The organism is Gemmobacter aquarius (assembly GCF_003060865.1).
Taxonomy (GTDB): Bacteria; Pseudomonadota; Alphaproteobacteria; order Rhodobacterales; family Rhodobacteraceae; genus Paragemmobacter; species Paragemmobacter aquarius.
The window spans coordinates 1,501,373-1,522,561 of sequence record NZ_CP028918.1 but is presented as its reverse complement, the minus strand read 5'-3'; the positions used below and the strand labels follow the sequence as shown (position 1 = coordinate 1,522,561).

18 protein-coding genes are annotated in these 21,189 nt (G+C 64.5%); 5 read left to right on the top strand and 13 right to left on the bottom strand.

Annotated features, from left to right (window positions below; genetic code table 11):
* Positions 1–68 precede the first annotated feature (68 nt).
* Together HYN69_RS07290 and HYN69_RS07285 are read right to left on the bottom strand one after the other, a co-directional pair.
* Positions 69–266, bottom strand: coding sequence for a hypothetical protein (locus tag HYN69_RS07290; RefSeq protein ID WP_108435163.1), 198 nt, complete (start codon positions 264–266; stop codon positions 69–71).
* A 69-nt stretch (positions 267–335) separates the two neighbouring features.
* Positions 336–914, bottom strand: a complete 579-nt coding sequence (locus HYN69_RS07285) for a TetR/AcrR family transcriptional regulator (protein ID WP_108435162.1) — start codon at positions 912–914, stop codon at positions 336–338.
* 195 nt (positions 915–1,109) lie between these two features.
* Here HYN69_RS07285 and HYN69_RS07280 point away from each other — a divergent pair, with 195 nt between their 5' ends.
* The 4 genes from HYN69_RS07280 to HYN69_RS07265 all read left to right on the top strand — a co-directional run bounded on the left by HYN69_RS07280 (position 1,110) and on the right by HYN69_RS07265 (position 6,521).
* Positions 1,110–1,457: an ABA4-like family protein gene (locus HYN69_RS07280; protein WP_216824666.1), complete on the top strand. Its 348-nt coding sequence runs from the start codon at positions 1,110–1,112 to the stop codon at positions 1,455–1,457.
* The gene (locus HYN69_RS07275; RefSeq protein WP_108435160.1) at positions 1,454–2,242 is read left to right on the top strand and encodes a hypothetical protein; all 789 of its coding nucleotides are present in this window, start codon (positions 1,454–1,456) and stop codon (positions 2,240–2,242) included. Before HYN69_RS07280 ends, HYN69_RS07275 begins: the two co-directional genes overlap by 4 nt.
* Positions 2,243–2,299: 57 nt before the next feature.
* Positions 2,300–5,176: a valine--tRNA ligase gene (locus HYN69_RS07270; RefSeq protein ID WP_108435159.1), complete on the top strand. Its 2,877-nt coding sequence runs from the start codon at positions 2,300–2,302 to the stop codon at positions 5,174–5,176.
* A gap of 232 nt (positions 5,177–5,408) precedes the next feature.
* Positions 5,409–6,521, top strand: a complete 1,113-nt coding sequence (locus HYN69_RS07265; RefSeq protein ID WP_108437078.1) for a pyridoxal phosphate-dependent aminotransferase — start codon at positions 5,409–5,411, stop codon at positions 6,519–6,521.
* Positions 6,522–6,547: 26 nt separating this feature from the next.
* Here HYN69_RS07265 and HYN69_RS07260 read toward each other — a convergent pair whose 3' ends face one another.
* Positions 6,548–6,787 (bottom strand): hypothetical protein, encoded by a 240-nt coding sequence (locus tag HYN69_RS07260; protein WP_230426519.1) that lies wholly within the window; start codon positions 6,785–6,787, stop codon positions 6,548–6,550.
* A 173-nt stretch (positions 6,788–6,960) separates the two neighbouring features.
* The gene (gene gatB, locus HYN69_RS07255) at positions 6,961–8,472 is read right to left on the bottom strand and encodes an Asp-tRNA(Asn)/Glu-tRNA(Gln) amidotransferase subunit GatB (RefSeq protein ID WP_108435158.1); all 1,512 of its coding nucleotides are present in this window, start codon (positions 8,470–8,472) and stop codon (positions 6,961–6,963) included.
* 437 nt (positions 8,473–8,909) lie between these two features.
* On the opposite strand from gatB, the gene HYN69_RS07245 reads away from it, so the two are divergent.
* Positions 8,910–9,515: a transglycosylase SLT domain-containing protein gene (locus HYN69_RS07245; RefSeq protein ID WP_108435156.1), complete on the top strand. Its 606-nt coding sequence runs from the start codon at positions 8,910–8,912 to the stop codon at positions 9,513–9,515.
* A gap of 188 nt (positions 9,516–9,703) precedes the next feature.
* Here the strand turns inward: HYN69_RS07245 and pepN are convergent, their stop codons facing one another.
* The 9 genes from pepN to HYN69_RS07200 form a co-directional block, all read right to left on the bottom strand.
* Positions 9,704–12,265, bottom strand: a complete 2,562-nt coding sequence (gene pepN, locus HYN69_RS07240; protein ID WP_108435155.1) for an aminopeptidase N — start codon at positions 12,263–12,265, stop codon at positions 9,704–9,706.
* 96 nt (positions 12,266–12,361) lie between these two features.
* On the bottom strand, positions 12,362–14,431 hold the full coding sequence (locus HYN69_RS07235) for a sensor histidine kinase (RefSeq protein WP_108435154.1): 2,070 nt from the start codon (positions 14,429–14,431) through the stop codon (positions 12,362–12,364).
* A 216-nt stretch (positions 14,432–14,647) separates the two neighbouring features.
* Positions 14,648–15,052 (bottom strand): RidA family protein, encoded by a 405-nt coding sequence (locus tag HYN69_RS07230; protein WP_108435153.1) that lies wholly within the window; start codon positions 15,050–15,052, stop codon positions 14,648–14,650.
* Entirely contained in the window at positions 15,049–15,459 is a 411-nt protein-coding gene (locus tag HYN69_RS07225; protein WP_108435152.1) for an acyl-CoA thioesterase, read from the bottom strand. Before HYN69_RS07225 ends, HYN69_RS07230 begins: the two co-directional genes overlap by 4 nt.
* Positions 15,456–16,592 (bottom strand): acyl-CoA dehydrogenase family protein, encoded by a 1,137-nt coding sequence (locus tag HYN69_RS07220; protein WP_108435151.1) that lies wholly within the window; start codon positions 16,590–16,592, stop codon positions 15,456–15,458. The genes HYN69_RS07225 and HYN69_RS07220 overlap by 4 nt, the downstream gene beginning before the upstream one ends.
* Positions 16,593–16,751: 159 nt before the next feature.
* A complete protein-coding gene (locus HYN69_RS07215) occupies positions 16,752–17,564 on the bottom strand; it encodes an enoyl-CoA hydratase family protein (protein ID WP_108435150.1) in 813 nt (270 codons plus the stop codon).
* On the bottom strand, positions 17,561–18,019 hold the full coding sequence (locus HYN69_RS07210) for a MarR family winged helix-turn-helix transcriptional regulator (RefSeq protein WP_108435149.1): 459 nt from the start codon (positions 18,017–18,019) through the stop codon (positions 17,561–17,563). The genes HYN69_RS07215 and HYN69_RS07210 overlap by 4 nt, the downstream gene beginning before the upstream one ends.
* Complete coding sequence (locus HYN69_RS07205; RefSeq protein ID WP_108435148.1) at positions 18,016–18,759, bottom strand: SDR family NAD(P)-dependent oxidoreductase; 744 nt, start codon at positions 18,757–18,759, stop codon at positions 18,016–18,018. Before HYN69_RS07205 ends, HYN69_RS07210 begins: the two co-directional genes overlap by 4 nt.
* On the bottom strand, positions 18,756–21,041 hold the full coding sequence (locus tag HYN69_RS07200) for a bifunctional salicylyl-CoA 5-hydroxylase/oxidoreductase (protein ID WP_108435147.1): 2,286 nt from the start codon (positions 21,039–21,041) through the stop codon (positions 18,756–18,758). The genes HYN69_RS07205 and HYN69_RS07200 overlap by 4 nt, the downstream gene beginning before the upstream one ends.
* Between the last annotated feature and the right edge of the window lie 148 nt (positions 21,042–21,189).

Sequence of the window (21,189 nt, the reverse complement as noted above, 5' to 3'; positions counted from 1 at the left end):
CGATGCACAGGGTGTGCAGACGGTTTCACCAAAAGCGTGAAGAGCGGTTAACCTGTTCGCGCGCGCCGTCAGGGCTGGACCGGATGGCAAAGCGGGTTGCCCTGCGCGTCAAACCCCGCGACCACGCATTCGCTGCCATCCGACAGGATCAGCACCGTGCCAACGACGATTGCCGTCGTGCGACCGCCGCTGCGCTTTTTGCGCTCGACCTGATGCGGGGCGATGATCGCGGCGATGTCGGGGGTGGGGGGAAGGTCGATGGCCATTCAATCCTCGGTTCGGGTTGGCGTCATCGAGATATGGGGCGGGTCGTTCCGCTTGGAAAGGGCAGCCGATCAAACGCCGGGAAAGGCACGGGCCAGCAGGGCCGCAAGTGCCGTGTCACGTTCGGGCGGTGACAAGCCTTGCAGGCTGGTCAGGCGGCCTGCGGCGATGAGGTCGGCCAAGCCATGGGCAAGTGACCAGACGGCGGCGATATCGGCAAGACTACCACCCGCAGCAGTGACTTGCGCTTCGAGATGGGCATAGGCGGCGGACGAGGCAGCGGCAAGGTCGGGATTGGCGAAATCGGGACGGTTCGAGCCGAAGAGCAACCGGAAAAGCGCCGGACTGGCAAGGGCGAAGTCGATATAGCCGAGGCCAGCGGCGGCGAGTTGCGACCTTGGGTCGGGGGCGGCCGTGGCTTCGCGGGCGGCTTGGGCGGAAAGGAAGCGATGGAAGCCTTCGACCGCGAGTGCGGTCAGAAGCCCGTCTGCATCGCCGAAGTGATGCGCCGGGGCGGCATGGCTGACCCCTGCCCTTTTGGCGACCTGACGCAGCGAAAACGCCTCGACCCCGCGTTCGGCCAGATCTGCCTCGGCTGCGGCAATGAGAGCGGCGCGCAGGTCGCCGTGATGGTATCTCTTTTCGGTCATGGCGATCTTGTTACGCGGCGATCTAGGCGGTGTAAAGATTCCCCCTTGACCGAGGGCGGAGCGATCTGCATCTTGCCAGCGTCAAGATAGAGGTGCCGCAGATGACCCCGAGCAGATTTTTGCTTTGTCCGGCCCGTTGGCCCTGTTTGGCTGGGCGGCGCTGGTGCTTGCACCGCTGGCCCCGCGGGGGCGCTGGTGGTGGCGGGGTCGGTGGTGCCGCTGTTGCTGGCGGTGGCCTATGCGGGGCTTATCCTTGGCCATTGGGCCGATGCCGAGGGCGGCTTCGGGTCATTGGCCGATGTGGCAAAGCTGTTCGCAAATCCGTGGCTCTTGCTCGCGGGGTGGCTGCATTACCTGTGCTTCGATCTGCTTGTCGGCGCCTGGATCGTGCGGCGGGCGCTGGCCGAGGGGGTGGCGCATGGCTTCGTTGTTCCCTGCCTTGCCCTGACCTTCCTGTTCGGGCCGGTCGGATTCTTGCTGTTCTCGATGGTGCGGATTTCGCTGGCCCGCGTGACTGGCCCGCGTGAAAGGATGAAGGGATGACAAGCTTTGCAACGGCAGCCCTGCCCGCCCGCCCTGACCGCTTCTGGAGCGATGCGCCTGCCTATGCGGCGCTGACGCTGTTCGTCGCCTTGACCGCCCTGCCGGTTCTGGCCGCGATGGGGTTGGATGCGCGACTGTTTCAGGCCGAGTCGGTCTGGTTGAAGCCGCTAAAGTTCCATATCGCGCTGGCGATCTATCTGGCGACGCTGGCTTTCTATGCCCGATGGATGCCTGCGGGCAGCAGGGAAACGCGGTTCTGGCGCTGGCATGTGCGGGCGGTGGTATTTGCCGTGCTGGCCGAGCTGGTGTGGATCGGTGCTGCGGCGGCGGTCGGGACGGCGTCGCATTTCAACAAGGACGGGCTATGGGCGGCGGTCTATCCGGTGATGGGGGTGCTGGCGATCACGCTGACCTCGGCCAGCCTTGTCATGGGGTTGGCGATGCGGCGGGCCGATCTGCCCGCAGGGTTCAGGCTGTCGCTGGTGCTCGGGATGGTTTCGACATTCGCGCTGACGCTGGTGACGGCCGGGACGATGGCGCAGTTTCCGGGGCATTTCGTGGGGATGCCCGTGACGGGGGCCACGCTGCCCGTGCTGGGATGGTCGCGCGAGGTGGGCGATTTGCGGGTGGCGCATTTCTTTGCCACCCATGCGTTGCACGGGTTGCCGTTGGTGGGGTGGCTGGTGCCGCAGCGGACGGGTCCGGTCTGGGTGGCGGCGGGGGTTTATGCGGCACTGGTCATCGGGCTTTTCGTGCAGGCGCTGATGGGGGTTCCGGTCATCTGACACTTTCCCTTGGGCCGCCGTCACGCTAGAACCCCCGCAAAGTCAGGGATTACAGCGATGCCGATGGAAAAGAACTTTAACGCAGCCGAGGCTGAAGCCCGCATTTCGGCCAAGTGGACGCAAGCCAAGGCCTTTGCCGCCGGGGCGAATGCGAAAGCGGGGGCGGAAGCCTTTTCCATCATGATCCCGCCGCCGAACGTGACGGGCAGTCTGCACATGGGCCATGCGTTCAACAACACGTTGCAGGATATTCTGGTCCGCTGGCACCGGATGCAGGGCCATGACACGCTGTGGCAGGTGGGCACCGACCATGCGGGGATCGCGACCCAGATGGTGACAGAACGCGAGATGGCCAAGAACGGCGAAGCCACGCGCCGCGAGATGGGGCGCGAGGCATTTCTGGCCCGCGTCTGGGAGCAAAAGCGCAAGTCGCGGGGCACGATCATCGGGCAGTTGCAGCGACTCGGCGCAAGCTGCGACTGGGACCGCGAGGCATTCACCATGTCGGGCGCGCCCCAGGCACCGGCGGGCGAGGAGGGGAACTTCCACGACGCGGTGATCAAGGTCTTTGTCGACATGTATGACAAAGGTCTGATCTATCGCGGCAAGCGGCTGGTCAACTGGGACCCGCATTTCGAGACGGCGATTTCGGATCTCGAGGTCGAGAACCTCGAGGTGGCGGGGCATATGTGGCATTTCAAGTATCGCCTCGCGGGGGGCGAGACCTACGAATATGTCGAAACGGATGCGGATGGTGCGGTGACCTTCCGCGAGCTGCGCGATTACATTTCCATCGCGACCACGCGGCCGGAAACCATGCTCGGCGATGGCGCGGTGGCGGTGCATCCCAGCGACGCGCGCTATGCGCCCATCGTGGGCAAGATGGTGCATCTGCCTTTGTGCGACCGCCTGATCCCGATCATCGCCGACGAATACCCCGATCCGGCGTTCGGGTCGGGCGCGGTCAAGATCACCGGCGCGCATGATTTCAACGACTATCAGGTGGCAAAGCGGGCGGGCCTGCCGTGCTATCGCCTGCTCGACACACGCGGCGCGATGCGGGCGGATGGCGCGCCTTACGAGGTGGCCGTGGCCCGTGCGCGCGAGATTGCGGCGGGGTCTGCGACGACCGAGGCGGAGGTGGACGCGCTGAACCTCGTGCCCGAAAAGTATCGCGGGCTTGACCGGTTCGAGGCCCGCAAGGCCGTGGTCACCGACATCAACGCGGCAGGGCTGGCGGTGACGGTGCTGGTGAAATCGACCGATCCGGAAACGGGGTCGGAACACCTGACGCTGGAGCCGGTGGTCGAAGCGAAAAAGATCATGCAGCCCTTTGGCGACCGGTCCAAGGTGGTGATAGAACCGATGCTGACCGACCAGTGGTTCGTGGACACGGCCAAGATCGTCGGGCCAGCTTTGGAGGCGGTGCGGACGGGAAAGACCAAGATCATCCCCGAGAGCGGCGAGAAGACCTATTACCATTGGCTGGAGAATATCGAGCCTTGGTGCATTTCCCGCCAGTTGTGGTGGGGGCATCAGATACCGGTGTGGTATGATGCGGATGGAAAGCATTACTGCGCTGCGACCAAAGCCGAGGCGGTTGCCAAGGCTGGCGGCAAGGAGCTGACGCGCGACCCCGACGTTCTCGACACATGGTTCTCGTCCGGCCTCTGGCCCATCGGCACCTTGGGTTGGCCCGAGCAAACCCCGGAACTGGCGCGGTATTTCCCGACCTCCGTCCTCGTGACCGGGCAGGATATCCTGTTTTTCTGGGTCGCCCGCATGATGATGATGCAGCTGGCCGTGGTGGACGAAATCCCGTTCCACACGGTTTATCTGCATGGCCTCGTGCGCGATGCCAAGGGCAAGAAGATGTCGAAATCCTTGGGCAATGTGATCGACCCGTTGGAGATCATCGACGAATACGGTGCCGACAGCTTGCGCTTTGCCAATGCGGCGATGGCATCGCTTGGCGGGGTGCTGAAACTCGATACCCAGCGGATCGCGGGATACCGGAATTTCGGCACCAAGCTGTGGAACGCCTGCCGCTTTGCCGAGATGAACGGGGTGTGGGAGGGCCACGCGACGCAAGCCGCGCCCCCTGCCCCCACCGCGACCGTCAACCGCTGGATCATCGGCGAAACCGCCAAGGTGCGGGCCGAGGTCGATGCGGCGCTGGCCGATTTCCGTTTCGATCAGGCGGCGGATGCGCTGTATAAATTCGTCTGGGGCAAGGTCTGCGATTGGTATGTCGAATTCGCCAAGCCGCTGTTCGATGGCGACCTCGCGGCCGAGACGCGGGCGACGATGGCTTGGGTGCTCGACCAGTCGATGGTTATGCTGCACCCCTTTACCCCCTTCATCACCGAAGAGCTTTGGGCCACGACAGGCACCCGCGCCAAGATGCTGGCCCATACCGACTGGCCGGTTTACGGCACCGGTCTGGTCGACCTTGCGTCTGACCGAGAGATGACATGGGTGACGGGGCTGATCGACGAGGTGCGCTCTGCCCGCGCGCAGATGCATGTTCCGGTGGGGCTGAAGCTCGACATGCTGGCGACCGCGATGGACGACGTGGCGCGCGGCGCATGGGCAAGGAACGAGGCGCTGATCAAGCGGCTCGCCCGTCTGGAAAGCCTGACCGATGCGACCGCGGCACCCAAGGGCGCGATCACCTTGGCGGTGGAGGGGGCGACCTTTGCCATCCCGCTCGACGGGATCATCGACATCGCCGAGGAAAAGGCGCGGTTGCAAAAGACGCTCGACAAGCTGGCCAAGGAAATCGGCGGGCTGAAGGGGCGGCTGAACAATCCCGCATTCGTCGCCTCGGCCCCCGAAGAGGTGGTGATCGAGGCGCGCGGCAATCTCGAAGCGCGCGAGGACGAAGCCGCAAAGCTCAACGCGGCGTTGAAACGTCTGGCCGAGATCGGCTGACATTTTCTGTCCTTCAAATATCCCGAGGGGGTGAGACCCGCAGGGTCGAGGGGGGCGAGCAGCCCCCCTTGCTTTTCGACGGATGCGGCACGGCAGCCAAAGATTTTCGGCGAAAATCTTTGGCGCGACGGCCTGCCGCCCGAAACCGGCAGCATGCCATAGGCGGCGAAAAATCTTCGGCGAAGATTTTTCCACCCTTGCGGTCGACGTTGCTTTGGGGACCAATCGGGGCATGACCGGACCGCGTTTCACCCCTCTCTCCGCCTCGCTTCCCGCAACCGTGCCCTTCGTCGGCCCCGAGACGCAGGAACGCCTGACCGGTCGTGCCTTTCGCGCCCGGCTGGGGGCCAACGAAAGCCTGTTCGGCCCGTCGCCAAAGGCGATAGCGGCGATGGAGCGGGCGGCGAAAGACGCATGGATGTATGGCGACCCCGAGGTGCATAATCTGCGCGCCGCATTGGCCGCGCATCATGGCGTGACGCCCGCGCATATCGTCGTGGGCGAGGGGATCGACGGGCTTCTCGGCTATCTGCTGCGCTTGCTGGTCGGGCCGGGTGATGCGGTGGTGACCTCGGCCGGGGCATATCCGACGTTCAATTTCCACGTGGCAGGCTTTGGCGGCACGCTTTTCCGCGTGCCCTATGCGGGCGACCACGAAGACCCGCACGCTCTGCTTGCAAAGGCGGCAGAGGTCGGGGCGAAGCTGGTCTATTTCGCCAATCCGGACAATCCGATGGGATCATGGCACGGCGCGGCGGCGGTCGAGGCGATGGTTGCGGCGGTGCCCGAGGGCTGTGTTTTGCTGCTCGACGAGGCCTATTGCGACCTCGCCCCCGCAGGTACGGTTCCGGTGATCGCGGCCGATGATCCCCGCGTGATCCGCATGCGGACCTTTTCCAAGGGCTACGGGCTGGCGGGGCTGCGGGTCGGTTATGCCATCGGCGCGCCCGGATTGATCGGGGCCTTCGACAAGGTACGAAACCATTTCGGGCTGGGCCGCGTGGCGCAGGCCGGAGCTTTGGCCGCGCTGGCCGATCAGGACTGGCTCGGGTCGGTCAAGATGCACGTCGAGGCGGGGCGCGGGGCGATCGCTCGGATCGCGACGGAAAACGGTCTGGTGCCCCTGCCCTCGGCCACCAATTTCGTGACGGTGGATTGCGGGCAAGACGGTGACCATGCGCGGGCCGTGCTGGCGGGTCTGGTCACGCGCGGCGTTTTCGTGCGGATGCCGGGTGTGGCCCCGCTGGACCGCTGCATCCGCATTTCGGTTGGTGGTCCGGCTGAGATGGAGGTTCTGGCCGCTGTCTTGCCCGAGGTGCTGACAGAGCTGCTTGCGGCGGGCTAGCGGCAGGCTAACGGCTGGGCCCTGGGCTATTTGTCCAGCTTTACCGCCGGCGCAGGACCAAGCGGCGCTTCGGTCGCGGGGCCAAGGCGCGGCACGGTTGCGACGAGGGGTGCAACCAGCGGCATATCCACGCCTTCGCCCAAGGGCCGGCGAAAGACGAGCAGATTTTGCAGCGTCGTCTTGGTGCCGGTCAGACCGCTCCGCTCGTCGACCGGCAATGTGTCGGCGCGAAGGTAATCCCAGCCCTCGGCACCCATCTTGTTCATCAGCGTGGTCAGGGCTAGGGCGAAACGATCCTCGCTCGTCTTGGCGTCACGCGCCTTTTCTCCACGGCGGGGGCAGGAATGACTTTGAATTCAAAGCGCTGCATGACAATCTTGTTCCATTGCATAAGGAAGGGCAAGGCGCGGCGAACTCCCCGCTTGCGCGGGGATCGTAATCAGAGTCCCAATTTCTGCGCGACCATGGCATTGACGACCGCCGGATCGGCCTTGCCGCCGGTTGCCTTCAACACCTGTCCGGTGAACCAGCCTGCCAGCTTGGCGTTGACCTTGGCCTTTTCCACCTGCGCGGGGTTGGCTTCGATCAGCTGGTCCAGCGCCTCTTCGATCGCTCCGGTATCGGTCACGGCCTTCATGCCATGCTTTGCGGCCACTTCGGCGGGGTCGCCGCCTTCCGTCCAGATAAGTTCGAAAAGGTCCTTGGCCATCTTGCCGGTGATCTCGCCACTGGCCAGAAGATCGAGCATTCCGCCAAGCTGCGCTGCCGACACGGGGCTGTCTGCGATTGCCTTGCCCTCTTTGTTCAAGCGACCGAAAAGCTCGTTGATGACCCAGTTAGCCGAGGTTTTGCCATCACGCCCCTGTGCCACGGCCTCGAAGAAACCGGCGGATTCGAGTTCGGCGGTCAGCACGTTGGCATCGTAATCGGTCAGGCCGAAATCAGCCATGAAGCGGGCCTTTTTGGCGTCTGGCAGTTCGGGCATCGACGCCGCGATGTCATCGACCCAGGCCTGTTCGATTTCCAGCGGCAGCAGGTCGGGACAGGGGAAGTAGCGGTAATCATGGGCTTCTTCCTTGGACCGCATCGACCGCGTCTCGCCCTTGTCGGGGTCATAAAGCCGGGTTTCCTGCATCACCTTGCCGCCATCTTCCAGAATGGCGATCTGGCGGCGGGCCTCATGGTCGATCGCCTGCTGGATGAAGCGCAGCGAGTTCATGTTCTTGATCTCGCAGCGCGTGCCGAGGTGGCCAAAGTCTTGCGTGGCCTGATATTTCTCATACTGCCCCGGACGGCAGACCGACACGTTCACATCGGCTCGCAGGTTGCCGTTCTGCATGTTGCCATCGCAGGTGCCAAGGTAACGCAGGATCTGGCGCAGTTTCGACACATAGGCCGCGGCTTCTTCGGGGCCGCGGATGTCGGGGCGGCTGACGATCTCCATCAACGCCACGCCGGTACGGTTGAAATCGACAAAGGACATGGTCGGGTCCATGTCATGAATCGATTTTCCCGCATCCTGTTCAAGGTGGATGCGTTCGATCCGCACCAGACGCGCGATGCCCGCGCCCATGTCGACCAGCACTTCGCCCTCGCCCACGATGGGGTGGTAAAGCTGGCTGATCTGGTAGCCCTGCGGCAGGTCGGGGTAGAAGTAGTTCTTGCGGTCAAAGGCGCTCGTCAGGTTGATATGCGCTTTCAGGCCAAGACCCGAGCGCACCGCCTGTTCGATGCAATATGCGTTTATGACGGGCAGCATGCCGGGCATGGCTGCGTCGACGAAGGCCACGTTCGAATTGGGTTCAGACCCCACTTGCGTGGACGCGCCCGAGAACAACTTGGCGTTCGAGGCGACCTGAGCATGGATTTCCATGCCGATCACCAGTTCCCAATCGCCGGTCGCGCCCGCGATCACTTTGGGTTTGGGGGTCTGATAGGAAAGATCGAGCATCGGTGCCGTCCTTTTGGCCGTTTGCCCGACTGTCTAGGCGCGATGCTGCCGGTCTTCAAGTAGGGGCTGCGACGGGCGCGGGCTGCGCCGGGCCTCGATTGCCGCGAGAATCAGGATCGCGGGGATGAGGCAAATGAACAAAACCGCTTCGGCCAAACCACCAAGGGCACTGGCGAGGGGCTTTGCCCGCTTGGGAATGGGTCGAAAAGACATCATGGGCAAAACCGTCTCGCACCTGCACAGGACCCTTTCGGTAAAGGGGAAACGTGGCAGCATCGGGGCGGTAACGCGGCAGGTTGCATAAATAGCCGCGACGGCATGGCGGCGGAAACGCGCCGATCTCGGGCGGGCAGCCTGCGTCAGGGTGGACAGCGCCGCCGCGCGCTTGGCATCACTCCGGAGTTGCGCAATGACGCATCGCCACCGACGACGGGCCAATGCCGCAAAGACAGTTCCTGCTTTCGCTATCGTTTCTGGGCCTGACCGCGCTGGCGGGCTGCATGGAAGCACCCGGAACCGCCCAGCTTTCGACCAGCGGCATGGTGCCGCCGATGCAATGGGATATGCGGCCCGAAGCCAAGGACTGGACCGGCAAGACGCTGACGGCACTGGCAGAGCAAGACGATGCGCTGGCCGGAGCGGTGCCCGCCGATATCGAAACCTGGTGTCCCGGCTACGAGAGCGCCACAATGACCGAACGTCGCGCCTTCTGGGCAGGGATGATGTCGGCTGTTGCGCGCTACGAAAGCAGCTGGAACCCGCAAGCGGCGGGCGGTGGCGGGCGCTATATCGGAGTGATGCAGATCTCGCCGCGCACCGCCGACCTGCACGGCTGCGAGGCAGATACCTCGGCCGAGCTGAAGGACGGGGCAGGAAACCTTGCCTGTGCGGCCAAGATCGTGGCTTCTGCGGTTGCAAGCGACGGCGTGGTCGCGGGATCCGGCCGTCAGGGCGCCGGTCGCGACTGGATGCCGATGCGCGACGCCACGAAACGCGCCGCGATGTCGGCCTGGACCCGTAGCCAGCCCTATTGCGCGATCTGAACCACGCCTCACACCACGCCTAACCGGGCAACGATTTTTCTGCGAAAAATCAGCCCGTCCTGCACCGTTCCGCCAGGGTTAACGTGGCCTGCATGTTTCACCTTTGCTCAAATACTCATGCAAGCGGCAGCCAAGGGCGCGGTCCCTGACCGGAAGGGCGCCAGATTTTTCGCAGAAAAATCGTGCCCTCAACCAGCGCTTCGCATCCGGTCGACCATCTCGGCCAGATCGCGGCTAAGGCCCGGCGCTGCGGCCATGCGGGCGAGTTCCGCCTGCACGAGGCTGCTGCGGTCGGCGTTGTAGCGCGGCCATGTCTCATATGCGGTCGACATGCGGGCGGCAGTCTGCGGGTTCAGGGGATCGAGCCGCAGCAGCCAGTCGGCCAGAATCCGGTAGCCCGATCCGCTGGCGTGATGGAAGCCTGCGTGATGGGCCGAAAGCGCGCCAAGAACCGCGCGAAAGCGGTTGGGATTTTTCCAGTCGAAAGCCGGGTGTCGGGTCAGCGCCCCGGCCACGCCGGCCACACGGTCGGGGGCTGCAAAGGCGATCTGCAGGGCGAACCATTTGTCCATGACGTTGCGGTCATCTCCCCAGCGGGCGGCGAAACGCTGCACCTCAGCGGCCCCCTCGCCGATGTCGAGCAGGCAGACAAGGGTGCCTGCGTCTTCCGTCATATTGTCGGCGCGAACATGGGCGGCGCGGGCGGCGGCACCTCCATCGGTGCGCGACAGAAGCGACAGGCAGGCAAGGCGCAGGGCACGGCGGCCTGCGGCGCGGGCGTCGGGCGTGAAGGGGCCGGGTTCGGCGAGTGCTGCGATCAACGCGGGCAGCTGCGGGGCAAGGTGGCGTGCCAAGGCATCGCCCATGCCGCGGCGTTCGGCGTGAATGCGGGCCGGATCCGGGGTGATACCCGCTGCGTGGAGCGTGGCGGCCATGTCATCTTCGGCCGGAAGGCGCAGGGCCAGCGCGCGGAAGGCGGGGTCGAGCGTGTCGTCGAGCGTCACGCGGGCAAGCGCGTCGAGCCAGTCGGGGCCGGGCGATGCGCCGTCCACGATCATCCGCGCCAACACGTCCTTGGCAAGCGCGCGGCCTGCCTCCCATTTGTTGAACGGGTCGGTGTCATGGGCCAGCATAAAGGCGCGTTCTTCGGGGCTGGCTTGGCGTTCGAGGATCACGGGGGCGGAAAAGCCGCGCAAGAGCGACGGGATCGGGCGGGTGGCGGCAGAGAATGTGAATGTTTGTTCGGGTTCGGTCAATTCGAGCACGGTGGTGGGCAGGATCTCGTCGCCATTCGGGTTCAAAAGGCCCAAAGCCACGGGGATGACCTTGGGCAGTTTGTCCGGCTGGCCGGGGGTGGGCGGGTTTTCCTGCCGCAGGGTCAGGGCATAGGTCTTGCCGTCCCAAGCCTCGGTCACGCTTACGCGGGGGGTTCCGGCTTCGGTATACCAGCGTTTGAACTGCGCGAGATCGCGGCCGGTGGTGTCTTCGAAGACGCGGAGCCAGTCTTCGATGGTGGCGGCTTCGCCGTCATGGCGGGTGAAGTAAAGGTCGAGCGCCTTTGCATAGCTGTCGTCACCGACGAGGCGTTTGAGCATGCCGATCAGCTCGGCACCCTTTTCATAGACCGTGGCGGTGTAGAAATTGTTGATCTCGACAAAGCTGTCTGGCCGGACGGGATGGGCGAGCGGGCCGCCGTCTTCGCGGAACTGGCGGGCGCGCAGCAGCAGGACGTCTTCGATGCGTTTGACGGCGTGTGACCGCATGTCACCGGAGAACTGCTGGTCGCGGAAGACGGTGAGACCCTCTTTCAGGCAAAGCTGGAACCAGTCGCGGCAGGTGATGCGGTTGCCGGTCCAGTTGTGGAAATATTCATGGGCGATGATCGCCTCGATCCGGCCAAAATCATCGTCGGTCGCGGTTTCGGGGCTGGCGAGGACGAATTTGGAGTTGAAGATGTTCAGTCCCTTGTTCTCCATCGCGCCCATGTTGAAATCGTCGACCGCGACGATGTTGAACACCGACAGGTCGTATTCGCGCCCGTAGACCCGTTCATCCCAAGTCATCGAGCGGATCAGGCTGTCCATCGCATAGGCGCAGCGGTTTTCGTCGCCGGGGCGGACCCAGATGTTCAGTTGCACGGGGGAGCCCGAGGCGGTGGTAAAGAGCGCGGAATGGGCCTTGAGATCGCCCGCGACGAGCGCGAAAAGATAGGCGGGTTTGGGCCATGGGTCGTCCCATTCGGCCCAAGCAGCGCCCTGCCCTGCGGGGTTGCCGTTGGACAGCAGCACCGGCAGGTCGGATTCCACGCGCACGCGGAAGCGGGCCATCACATCGGGGCGGTCGGGATAGAAGGTGATCTTGCGGAAACCTTCGGCCTCGCATTGGGTGCAATACATGCCGCGCGACATGTAAAGCCCTTCGAGCGCGGTGTTGGTTTCGGGGCTGATCTCGACCAGCGTTTCAAGAATGAAGGGCGCGTCGGGAAGCAGGCTTGCGGGGATGGTCAGGCCGGTCGCATCGGGGATGATGTCGAGCGGCTTGCCGTTCAGGGTCAGGGATTTCAGCGTCAGGTTCTCGCCGTCGAGGCGCAGGTCGTGCCTGCCGGGGCGGGCGGGGTTGGGGGCGAAGTGCAGGGTGGCCGCAACTTCGGTGGCGCGTGGCGCAAGGCGGAAGGTCAGGGCGACGCGGGTGACGAGATGGGTGAAGGGCTGGTAATCCGACAGATGGACGGTGCGGCTCTGGTGCGTCATTTGGCTCTCCTGTTGAGGGAAGGCTAGGCAGGCGACGCGGGGGATGCAAGGCGGGGCGCATGCGGGGGGCTGTGTCGCGGGATGCGGGGCGGCTGCTCAGGCGCGGGGGACCCGCAGGATGAACACCGTACCCTTGCCGCTTTCGCTGGTGAAGGACAGCGTGCATCCCGTCAGGTCGGCAAGCCGCTTGCAGATCGCAAGGCCGATTCCGGTGCCGCTGATCGTGCCGTTCTCATGGCCGAGGCGGTCGAACGGGATAAACACCCGCCCATGCAATTCGGGGTCGATGCCGACGCCGCTGTCGGTCACGGTAAAGGCCAGCGTGGCGGGATCGGAGGTGTCGTATCCGATGCTGACCGAACCGCCGTCGCGGTTGTACTTGACCGCGTTGGACAGAAGATGGGTGACGATGCGGCCAAGAACCTCGCGGTCGGCCCGGACCTGCGGTAGGGGGCTTGCGGGTTTGGCGATGGTGACGGTGATCTTGCGGTCGCCGATGGCGGGAAGCACGGTGTCGCGCGCATCGCGCAAGACGGGCATCGGATCGAGCGGTCCCATCGTCAGGCGGATTTCGTCCTGTTCGATGCGGCTCAGGTCGATCACACCTTCGACCAGTTGCAAAAGATGCCAGCCCGCGCGCGAGATGGCCTTGACCTGCCGCATGTTCGTCTCGTCCAGCCTGTCGCCCTTCGACATCTCCAGAAGCTCGGAAAAGCCGAGGATCGCGTTGAGCGGGGTGCGCAATTCATGGCTCATGGCCGACAGGAAATTGGCCTTGGCACGGTTTGCCGCGTCGAGCTTGCTGCCCATGCTGACCAGATGGTCGCCCACGGCCTGAAGTTCTGCGACCCCGTAGGCCGGACGATCCGACATGCGGCCACCCTCGGAGATGCGCTGCATGTTCGCCTCGATTTCCGCAAGCGGGCGGGCGACGCGTTCGCTCATGGCGGCAGAACGGCGCCAGAGGAAGGCGAAGAACAGAAGGTAGAACAGCACCAGCCCGCCGAGCATCAGCTTGCTGACCAGCGCCAGTTGTTCGCGCAGCGAGGTGGCTTCGGTCAGGATGCTTGCCTCGCTTGCCAGCACGACAAGCTTCCAGTCGGGACCGGCGACTGTCGACCAAGCGGCGATCATCGGCTGGCCGAGGTCGACCCTCTGGTTGCCGCTGTCCGAGGATTGCAGCGCGTTTGCGATCACCGAAAGGTCGGCGCGGCGGAAGATGTTGAATTCGCCCGGCTTGAACGTGTCTTCCTTGATCGCCTGCTCGTAGCTGTGGGTCAAAAGCTCGCTCAGCCCGAAATCGCGCTCGCCCTGTGGCGGCAGGGCAAGGATGGTGCCATCGCGGCTGACGAGGATGGCGTAACCGTCGCCTTGCAGATTCAGGTTCAGGACCTGATCGACGATGGAACTGATTGTGACATCGATACCCGCAACCGCTTCGAGCCGGTCGGGCCCGTAAGCGGGCGCGATGGCCGAAACCATCCAGCCCGAACCCGCAGGATCGACGTAAGAATCGGTCCACACCACCTTGCGGTCGGGGTTATGGATGGCATCGGCCTCGTAATAGAAATTGTAGCTCGGGATATCCATTTTGGGCGGGTAGATGCCCAGCACGTCGAAATAGGGATAGATGCGGTTATAGCTGTCATGGGTGTTGAAATAGATCTGCTGGATCAGCGGATCGGTCGCGGTGATCGATTTCATCAGCGGATCGAGCCTGACCGTGCGCCAGACCTTTTGCCGTTCGGCCTCGCCCACCGGAACCACGCCGGAATAAAAGACCGCAGCGCCGCCCGTGTCGCTTGTGGTGTAAAAGCTGCCATCGGGTGACAGCGCGTAGCGCGCCTTTTCGCCGGGTGTGGCATCGGCGGGTGTTGTCAGGGCGCGGGCGGTTTCCTCGGCGAAAACGCCGGTGAGGGCGGCAATCTTTTCCAGACGCCGCGCTATGACCTGGCCTTCGCGCTGTGCGGCATCGGTCAGGGCGTCGGTGGCGAGTTTGGTAACGGCCACGGCGCCGCGGTCATAGACGACGCGGCTGGTGCCCCAGTAAAGCCCGACAAAGCCAAGCTCGATCAGCAAAAGCGGTACGAGCGCGGCCCGGACATAGGAATTCCACAGCCATTTGCGAAGCGGCACGGGCTTTCGGGGAGTGGCGGGTTGTTCCATCTTTCCTGCAAACCGGGCTTTGTGACAGGGACACGCCAAACGCTGGCCTTGACCCTTTTCAATCACGCCTAGGGGGCGCTGTGAACAGGATTTGTCGAAAGCCCGCCGTTTGGCCCCGTGCGGATGGGCAGCCACACAGCCCTATGGCGCTACCGACAGGATTTCGCACGGTGCGCGGGGGTTCGGGGGATTTGGCGCAGCGACACGGAAAGGGGGTTACGGAATCACCGCCGTCGCCTCGATCTCTACCTTGGCGCGGTCTTCCACCAGCGCCACGACCTGCACCAGCGCCATGGCGGGGTAATGCGCGCCGATATGGGTGCGGTACTGCTGGCCAAGCGCCTTGAGCGAAGCGAGGTATTCGGCCTTGTCGGTGACATACCATGTCAGCCGCACCAGATGTTCGGGGCGTGCACCCGCTTCGGCCAGCACCTCGACGATAGAGCGCAGGGCTTGGCCCGCCTGCTGCGCGAAATCGTCGGTCTCGAATTCCTGCGCGGCGTTCCAGCCGATGATGCCGCCGGTAAAGACCATGCGCCCCGTCGCCGCCATGCCGTTGGCGTAGCCGCGGGCAGCTTTCCAATGGGCGGGGTGCAAGACCTGATGCGGAGAGAGGGTCATGGCGTCTCCTGAAGATGCGCGGCAAGGCGGGGGCGGACGGTTTCGGGCCAAGGGGCGGGGCGGTGGTCGGGGCCAAGCCAGACGAGCGTAAGCGTGACGACAAGCCGCTCTTGCCCGCCGCAGGTGGCGGTCAGACGCAGCGTGGCCGAGGCATGGCCAAGGCGGGTCAGGTCCAGCGTCCAGTCCAGCAGGTCGCCAAGGCGCGAGGGGGCGCGGAAATCGGTTTCGATCCGCACGGTGGGCACGCCGATGCCTTGCGCCATCATCGCCTCGAAGGGCCAGCCGATCTGGTCGCGGAAGAAGTTTTCGACGGTCGAGTTGGTCATTTCGTAATAGCGCGGGTAAAAGACGATACCCGCGGGGTCGCAGTGGTTGAACTCGACACGGATCTGGCGGGAATAGGTCATGGCATCAGGCTTCGCGCGATGACGATGCGTTGCACGTCCGAGGCACCTTCGTAGATACGCAGCGCGCGGATGTCGCGGTAAAGCGACTCGACGGTTGCGCCTGACCGCACGCCGTCGCCGCCATGCAGTTGCACGGCCATGTCGATCACCTCTTGCGCGGCTTCGGTGGCGTAAAGTTTCGCCATGGCGGCTTCGCGGGTGATGCGGTCCGCCCCCATGTCCTTGGTCCATGCGGCGCGATAGACCAAAAGGGCGGCCGCGTCGATTTTCAGCGCCATGTCGGCAAGGTGGCCTTGTACCATCTGCATCGAGGCGAGGGGTTCGCCGCCGATCTTGCGGGTGGTGGTGCGGGTCAGGCTTTCGCCAAGCGCGCGCCGCGCCATGCCAAGTGCGGCGGCACCCACGGTGGGGCGGAAGACGTCGAGCGTGGACATGGCGATCTTGAAGCCTGCGCCTGTCGTGCCGATCAGGGCGCTGTCGGGCAGTTCGACGCCGGACAGGGTAAGCCGTGCGAGGGGATGGGGGGCGATGGTGTGCAGGCGTTCGGCGACCTGCAAGCCGGGGGTGTCGGCTGGCAGCAGAAAGGCGGAAAGGCCGCGTGCGCCCGGCGCCTCGCCGGTGCGGGCAAAGATGACGTAGACATCGGCGATGCCGCCATTGGAAATCCACGTCTTCTCGCCGTCGAGCACCCAGCCGCCCTGCACCTTGCGCGCGGTGCTGGCGGTGGCGGCCACGTCGGACCCCGACCCCGGTTCGGTCAGCGCAAAAGCCGAAATCGCGGTGCCGGTGCGGGTGCGGTCAAGCCATGCGCGCTGGTCGGTCGTGCCGAACAGCGACACGGGGCCCATGCCAAGGCCCTGCATGGCAAAGGCGAAATCGGCCAAGGGGTCGTGGCGGGCCAAAATCTCGCGGATGAGGCACAGGCTGCGGACATCCAGCCGTTCGCCCATCCCCGCCCCCGAATGGCGCAGCCAGCCGCCCTGCCCCAAGGCGGCAACCAAGGCGCGGCAGGCGGCATCGGTATCGCCATGCTCAACGGGCAGGTTTGCCGCGCACCAAGCCTCAAGGGCCGCGGCAAGATCGCGGTGCTGCGGCTCGAAGAACGGCCAGTGCTGATAGGTCTGATCATTCATTTTCTGTCTACAAATATCCATGCGACGGCGGGGGAACAGGGTGACGATACAGAATAAATCCGAATGGGGGTCCGGGGGGCCGGTTGGCCCCCGGCTTTGGCCCCCGGCTTTGACCCCCCGGCTTTAGCCACCCGGCTTTAGCCACCCGGATCTGGTCGGTCAGTCGCCCGCAAAGACCGGTTTTTCCTTGGCGACAAAGGCACGGTAGGCGCGTTCGAAATCGCGGGTCTGCATGCAGATCGCCTGCGCCTGCGCCTCGGCCTCGATCGCCTGTTCCAGCCCCATGTTCCATTCGTGGTTGAGCTGGGTCTTGGTCATGGAATGGGCAAAGGTCGGGCCAGCCGCCAAGGACCGCGCCAGCGCCATCGCTTCGGCCTCCAGCGCCTCGGGCGCGTGCAGCGCGTTCCAGAAGCCCCAGCGTTCCCCTTCCTCGGCCCGCATCGTGCGGCCGGTGTAGAGCAGTTCGGCCGCCCTGCCCTGCCCGATGATGCGCGGGAGCATGGCACAGGCGCCCATGTCGCAACCGGCAAGGCCGACGCGGGTGAAGAGGAAGGCGCATTTGGCGGCGGGCGTGGCAAGGCGCAGGTCGGATGCCATGGCGATGATCGCCCCTGCCCCCACCGCCACGCCGTCGACGGCGGCGATGATGGGTTTGCCGCAGCCGATCATGGCTTTGACCAGATCGCCGGTCATGCGGGTAAAGGCGAGCAACTCCTTCATCGGCAGCCCGATCAGCGGGCCGATGATGTCATGCACATCGCCGCCCGAGCAGAAATTACCCCCGTTCGAGGCAAAGACCACCACATCGACATCGGACGCATAGACCAGATCGCGGAACAGGTCGCGCAGTTCGGCGTAGGATTCAAAGGTCAGCGGATTCTTGCGGTCGGGGCGGTTCAGCCGCACCGTGCCGATGCGATCTGCCACCTCCCACAGGAAATGCTGCGGTTTCAGGGTCGCAAGCGCGGTCATTTCGGGCTTCCCATGCGTTTGAAGATATCGGTCAGCGTGTCGAGGTCGCTTTCGGTCAGGCTGGCGAAAAGCTGGTTCACCTCGGCCTCGTGGCCTGTCGCCAGCGTCTCGAAACTCGCCAGCCCCTCCGGGGTCAGGGCGACAAAAACGGTGCGGCGGTCGGTTTCCGATTGCGTGCGGCGCACGAGGCCGTCTTTTTCCAGCCGGTCCACCACGGTGGTTGCATTGCCGTTCGACACCAGAAGCATGCGGCTGAGTTCGGACATCGTCACCCCGTCGCGGCGGCGGTAGAGCGCGGCCATGACATCGAAGCGCGGCAGGGTCGTCTCATGGCGCAGGCGGAGGAACTCGCGCAAAGACCCTTCGGCTTGGCGGGTGACACCCAAAAGCCGGATCCACAGTTTCAGGCGGCGTTTCGACAGCGGGTCATGCGCTTGGGGGTCGGATGCGGTCATACCTCGCCCCCCGACAGGGTAATGGCTTGGCCGTTCACCCCGTCCGAGCCTGCACCGCAAAGCCAGAGCGCGGTGGCGGTGACCTCGTCAGGGCGGAACAGGCGGTTTTGCGGGTTGAGCGATTCGAGGGCGGCGCGGGCCTCGGCTTCGGTGCGTCCGGTCTTTTCGGAAATGACGCGGATGGAGTGGTCGGTCATTTCGGTGTCGAGGAAACCGGGGCAGATCGCGTTGGCAGTGATCGGTTTGCGGGCGATTTCGAGGGCGACGGAGCGGGTCAGGCCGATGACGCCATGTTTGGCGGCGGCATAGGGGGCGACTTTCGCATACCCCTTGACGCCCGCGGTCGAGGCGACCGCAATGAGCCTCCCCCAACCGTTGAATTGCTGCAATCCGGCGCGGAAGGTCAGGAAGACCCCTGTCAGGTTGGCCGCGATCATGGCGTTCCATTGGTCGAGCGTGGTCTTGGCCAGCGTGGCGCTGTCGGCTTGGCCCGCATTGGCGATGACGATGTCGAGCGGGCCAGCTGCCTTGAACAGGGCGTTGACCGAGGCCTCATCCGTCACATCACAGGGCAAGGCGCGGATGCCGCCGACGCTGGTGGCTACCGCTTCCAACGCGGCCATGCGGCGGCCGCAGATCACCACTTCGGCCCCTTTTGCGGCGAAGCCACGGGCGAGGTCGGCCCCGACACCGGAGCCTCCGCCCGTCACCAACACGCGTTTGCCTGCCAGATCGGTCATGCCCGCAGCACCTCGGTCGTTTTTGCCTGCAACCGGTAAAGCTGGTCGCGCCCGGCAAGGTAGGGCAGCGGCCAGTCGGTTCCGGTATCGCCCATACGGGCGGCGGCGTGAAGCGTCCAGTAGGGATCGGCAAGATGGGGCCGCGCGAGGCAAACCAGATCGGCCCGCCCTGCGAGGAGGATGGAGTTCACATGGTCAGGTTCGGTGATGTTGCCGACGGCCATGGTGGCGATGCCGGCCTCATTTCGGATGCGGTCGGAAAACGGGGTCTGGAACATGCGGCCGTAGACGGGTTTGGCATCGGTGCTGGTCTGGCCAGCCGAGACGTCGATGATATCGGCACCGTTGGCGGCGAACATCTTGGCGATTTCGACGGCTTCGGCGGGGGTGACGCCTTCGTCGCCCATCCAGTCGGTCGCCGAGATGCGGACAGACAGGGGTTTTTCACTTCCCCATGCCGAGCGCATTGCGCGAAGGACTTCGAGCGGCCAGCGCATGCGGTTCTCGAGGCTGCCGCCGTAGGCGTCGGTGCGGTGGTTCGAGACGGGCGAGATGAAGGACGACACGAGGTAACCGTGGGCGGCATGCAACTCGACCATGTCAAAGCCTGCCCGCTTGGCCATTTCGGTGGCGGCCACGAATTCGAGCGTGACGGCCTCCATATCGGCACGGGTCATCTCGCGCGGGGTGGCGTTTTTGGGCGACCACGGAATCGCGGACGGCGCGATGATCTCCCAGTTGCCGGATGTCAGGGGGGCGTCGCCTTCCTCCCATCCCACTTGGGTGCTGGCCTTGCGGCCTGCGTGGCCGATCTGGCAGCAGATTTTTGCAGGGGTCTCAGTATGGACGAAATCGGTCAGGCGTTTCCATGCGGCTTCGTGTTCGGGCGCGTAAAGGCCGGGGCAGCCGGGGGTGATGCGGCCCTGCGCGCTGGTGCAGGTCATTTCGGTATAGACGAGGCCAGCACCGCCCTTGGCGCGTTCGGCGTAATGGACGAAGTGCCAGTCGGTCGGGCAGCCGTCGACCGCCTTGTATTGCGCCATGGGCGAGACGACGATGCGGTTTTGCAAGGCCATGTCGCGCAAGGTGAAGGGCGCGAACATCGGCGCGCGGCCTTTCGGGCCACCCGCTTGCTCGGCGAACCAATCCTCGGCCTGACGCAGCCATGCAGGGTCGCGCAGGCGCAGGTTTTCGTGGGAAATGCGCTGGCTGCGGGTGAGCAGCGAATAGGCGAATTGCGTGGGCGGCATGTCGAGGTAGCGTTCGACCTGTTCGAACCATTCGAGCGAATTGCGGGCGGCCGATTGCAGGCGCAGCACTTCGACACGGCGTTCGTCCTGATAGCGCCGGAAGGCGGTTTGGATCGTCGGTTCGGAGTGGAGGTATTCGGCAAGTGCGATGGCACTGTCGAGCGCGAGGCGGGTGCCGGAACCGATCGAGAAGTGGCCCGTTGCGGCGGCGTCACCCATCAGGACGACGTTTTCATGGAACCACGTGTTGCAGACAACGCGGGGGAAGTTCATCCAGACCGCCGATCCGCGCAGGTGGGCGGCGTTCGAAATGAGGTCATGCCCGCCAAGGTGGCTGGCGAAGATCTTGCGGCAGGTCTCGACCGTGTCTTCCTTGGACATGGCGTCGAAGCCCCAGCGATCCCACGTTTCCTGCGTGCATTCGACGATGAAGGTCGCAGTGGTGGCGTCGAACTGGTAGGCGTGCGCCCAGACCCAGCCGTGTTCGGTGTTCTCGAAGATGAAGGTGAAGGCGTCGTCGAATTTCGCTTGCGTGCCGAGCCAGACGAATTTGCACAGGCGCATGTCGATGTCGGGCTGGAAGGTGCTTTCATATTCGCGGCGGACGGCAGAGTTGATGCCGTCGCAGGCGACCACGATGTCATAGACGCGGCGGTATTCCTCGGCGGTCTTGAATTCGGTCTCGAATTGCAGATCGACGCCGAGTTCGCGGGCGCGGGCTTGCAACAGGATCAGCATTTGCTTGCGCCCGATGCCCGCAAAGCCATGCCCGCCCGAGACGTTGCGCACGCCGTCATGCACAACGGCGATGTCGTCCCAATAGGCGAAGTGGTCGCGGATGGACTGGGTGGAAACGGGATCGTTCTTTTGCATCCGGCCCAAGGCATCGTCCGACAGCACCACGCCCCAGCCGAAGGTGTCGTTGGCGCGGTTGCGTTCCAGAACGGTGATCTGATGCGAGGGATCGCGCAGTTTCATCGAGATGGCGAAGTAAAGTCCGGCGGGGCCGCCGCCGAGGCAGAGAATCTTCATGGCCCTGTATCCTTTTGCGGGCAGCGGAATGGCTGCTGTGCTGGTTTTAGGCTGGCATTGGCGGAAAACAATTTCAAGTTTAAAATTTATTCCGTGACAGGCAGTCGCGGGGGATGGCGGGGGAAAGGGGGCTGCCGCCCCCTCGCCG

Bases quoted from the DNA above. Each gene is read 5' to 3' on its own strand.
- HYN69_RS07290 (WP_108435163.1), bottom strand. From the start codon at position 266: ATGGCCATCGACCTTCCCCCCACCCCCGACATCGCCGCGATCATCGCC.
- HYN69_RS07285 (WP_108435162.1), bottom strand. From the start codon at position 914: ATGACCGAAAAGAGATACCATCACGGCGACCTGCGCGCCGCTCTCATT.
- HYN69_RS07275 (WP_108435160.1), top strand. From the start codon at position 1,454: ATGACAAGCTTTGCAACGGCAGCCCTGCCCGCCCGCCCTGACCGCTTC.
- HYN69_RS07270 (WP_108435159.1), top strand. From the start codon at position 2,300: ATGCCGATGGAAAAGAACTTTAACGCAGCCGAGGCTGAAGCCCGCATT.
- HYN69_RS07265 (WP_108437078.1), top strand. From the start codon at position 5,409: ATGACCGGACCGCGTTTCACCCCTCTCTCCGCCTCGCTTCCCGCAACC.
- HYN69_RS07260 (WP_230426519.1), bottom strand. From the start codon at position 6,787: ATGAACAAGATGGGTGCCGAGGGCTGGGATTACCTTCGCGCCGACACA.
- gatB (WP_108435158.1), bottom strand. From the start codon at position 8,472: ATGCTCGATCTTTCCTATCAGACCCCCAAACCCAAAGTGATCGCGGGC.
- HYN69_RS07245 (WP_108435156.1), top strand. From the start codon at position 8,910: ATGCCGCAAAGACAGTTCCTGCTTTCGCTATCGTTTCTGGGCCTGACC.
- pepN (WP_108435155.1), bottom strand. From the start codon at position 12,265: ATGACGCACCAGAGCCGCACCGTCCATCTGTCGGATTACCAGCCCTTC.
- HYN69_RS07235 (WP_108435154.1), bottom strand. From the start codon at position 14,431: ATGGAACAACCCGCCACTCCCCGAAAGCCCGTGCCGCTTCGCAAATGG.
- HYN69_RS07230 (WP_108435153.1), bottom strand. From the start codon at position 15,052: ATGACCCTCTCTCCGCATCAGGTCTTGCACCCCGCCCATTGGAAAGCT.
- HYN69_RS07225 (WP_108435152.1), bottom strand. From the start codon at position 15,459: ATGACCTATTCCCGCCAGATCCGTGTCGAGTTCAACCACTGCGACCCC.
- HYN69_RS07220 (WP_108435151.1), bottom strand. From the start codon at position 16,592: ATGAATGATCAGACCTATCAGCACTGGCCGTTCTTCGAGCCGCAGCAC.
- HYN69_RS07215 (WP_108435150.1), bottom strand. From the start codon at position 17,564: ATGACCGCGCTTGCGACCCTGAAACCGCAGCATTTCCTGTGGGAGGTG.
- HYN69_RS07210 (WP_108435149.1), bottom strand. From the start codon at position 18,019: ATGACCGCATCCGACCCCCAAGCGCATGACCCGCTGTCGAAACGCCGC.
- HYN69_RS07205 (WP_108435148.1), bottom strand. From the start codon at position 18,759: ATGACCGATCTGGCAGGCAAACGCGTGTTGGTGACGGGCGGAGGCTCC.
- HYN69_RS07200 (WP_108435147.1), bottom strand. From the start codon at position 21,041: ATGAAGATTCTCTGCCTCGGCGGCGGCCCCGCCGGACTTTACTTCGCC.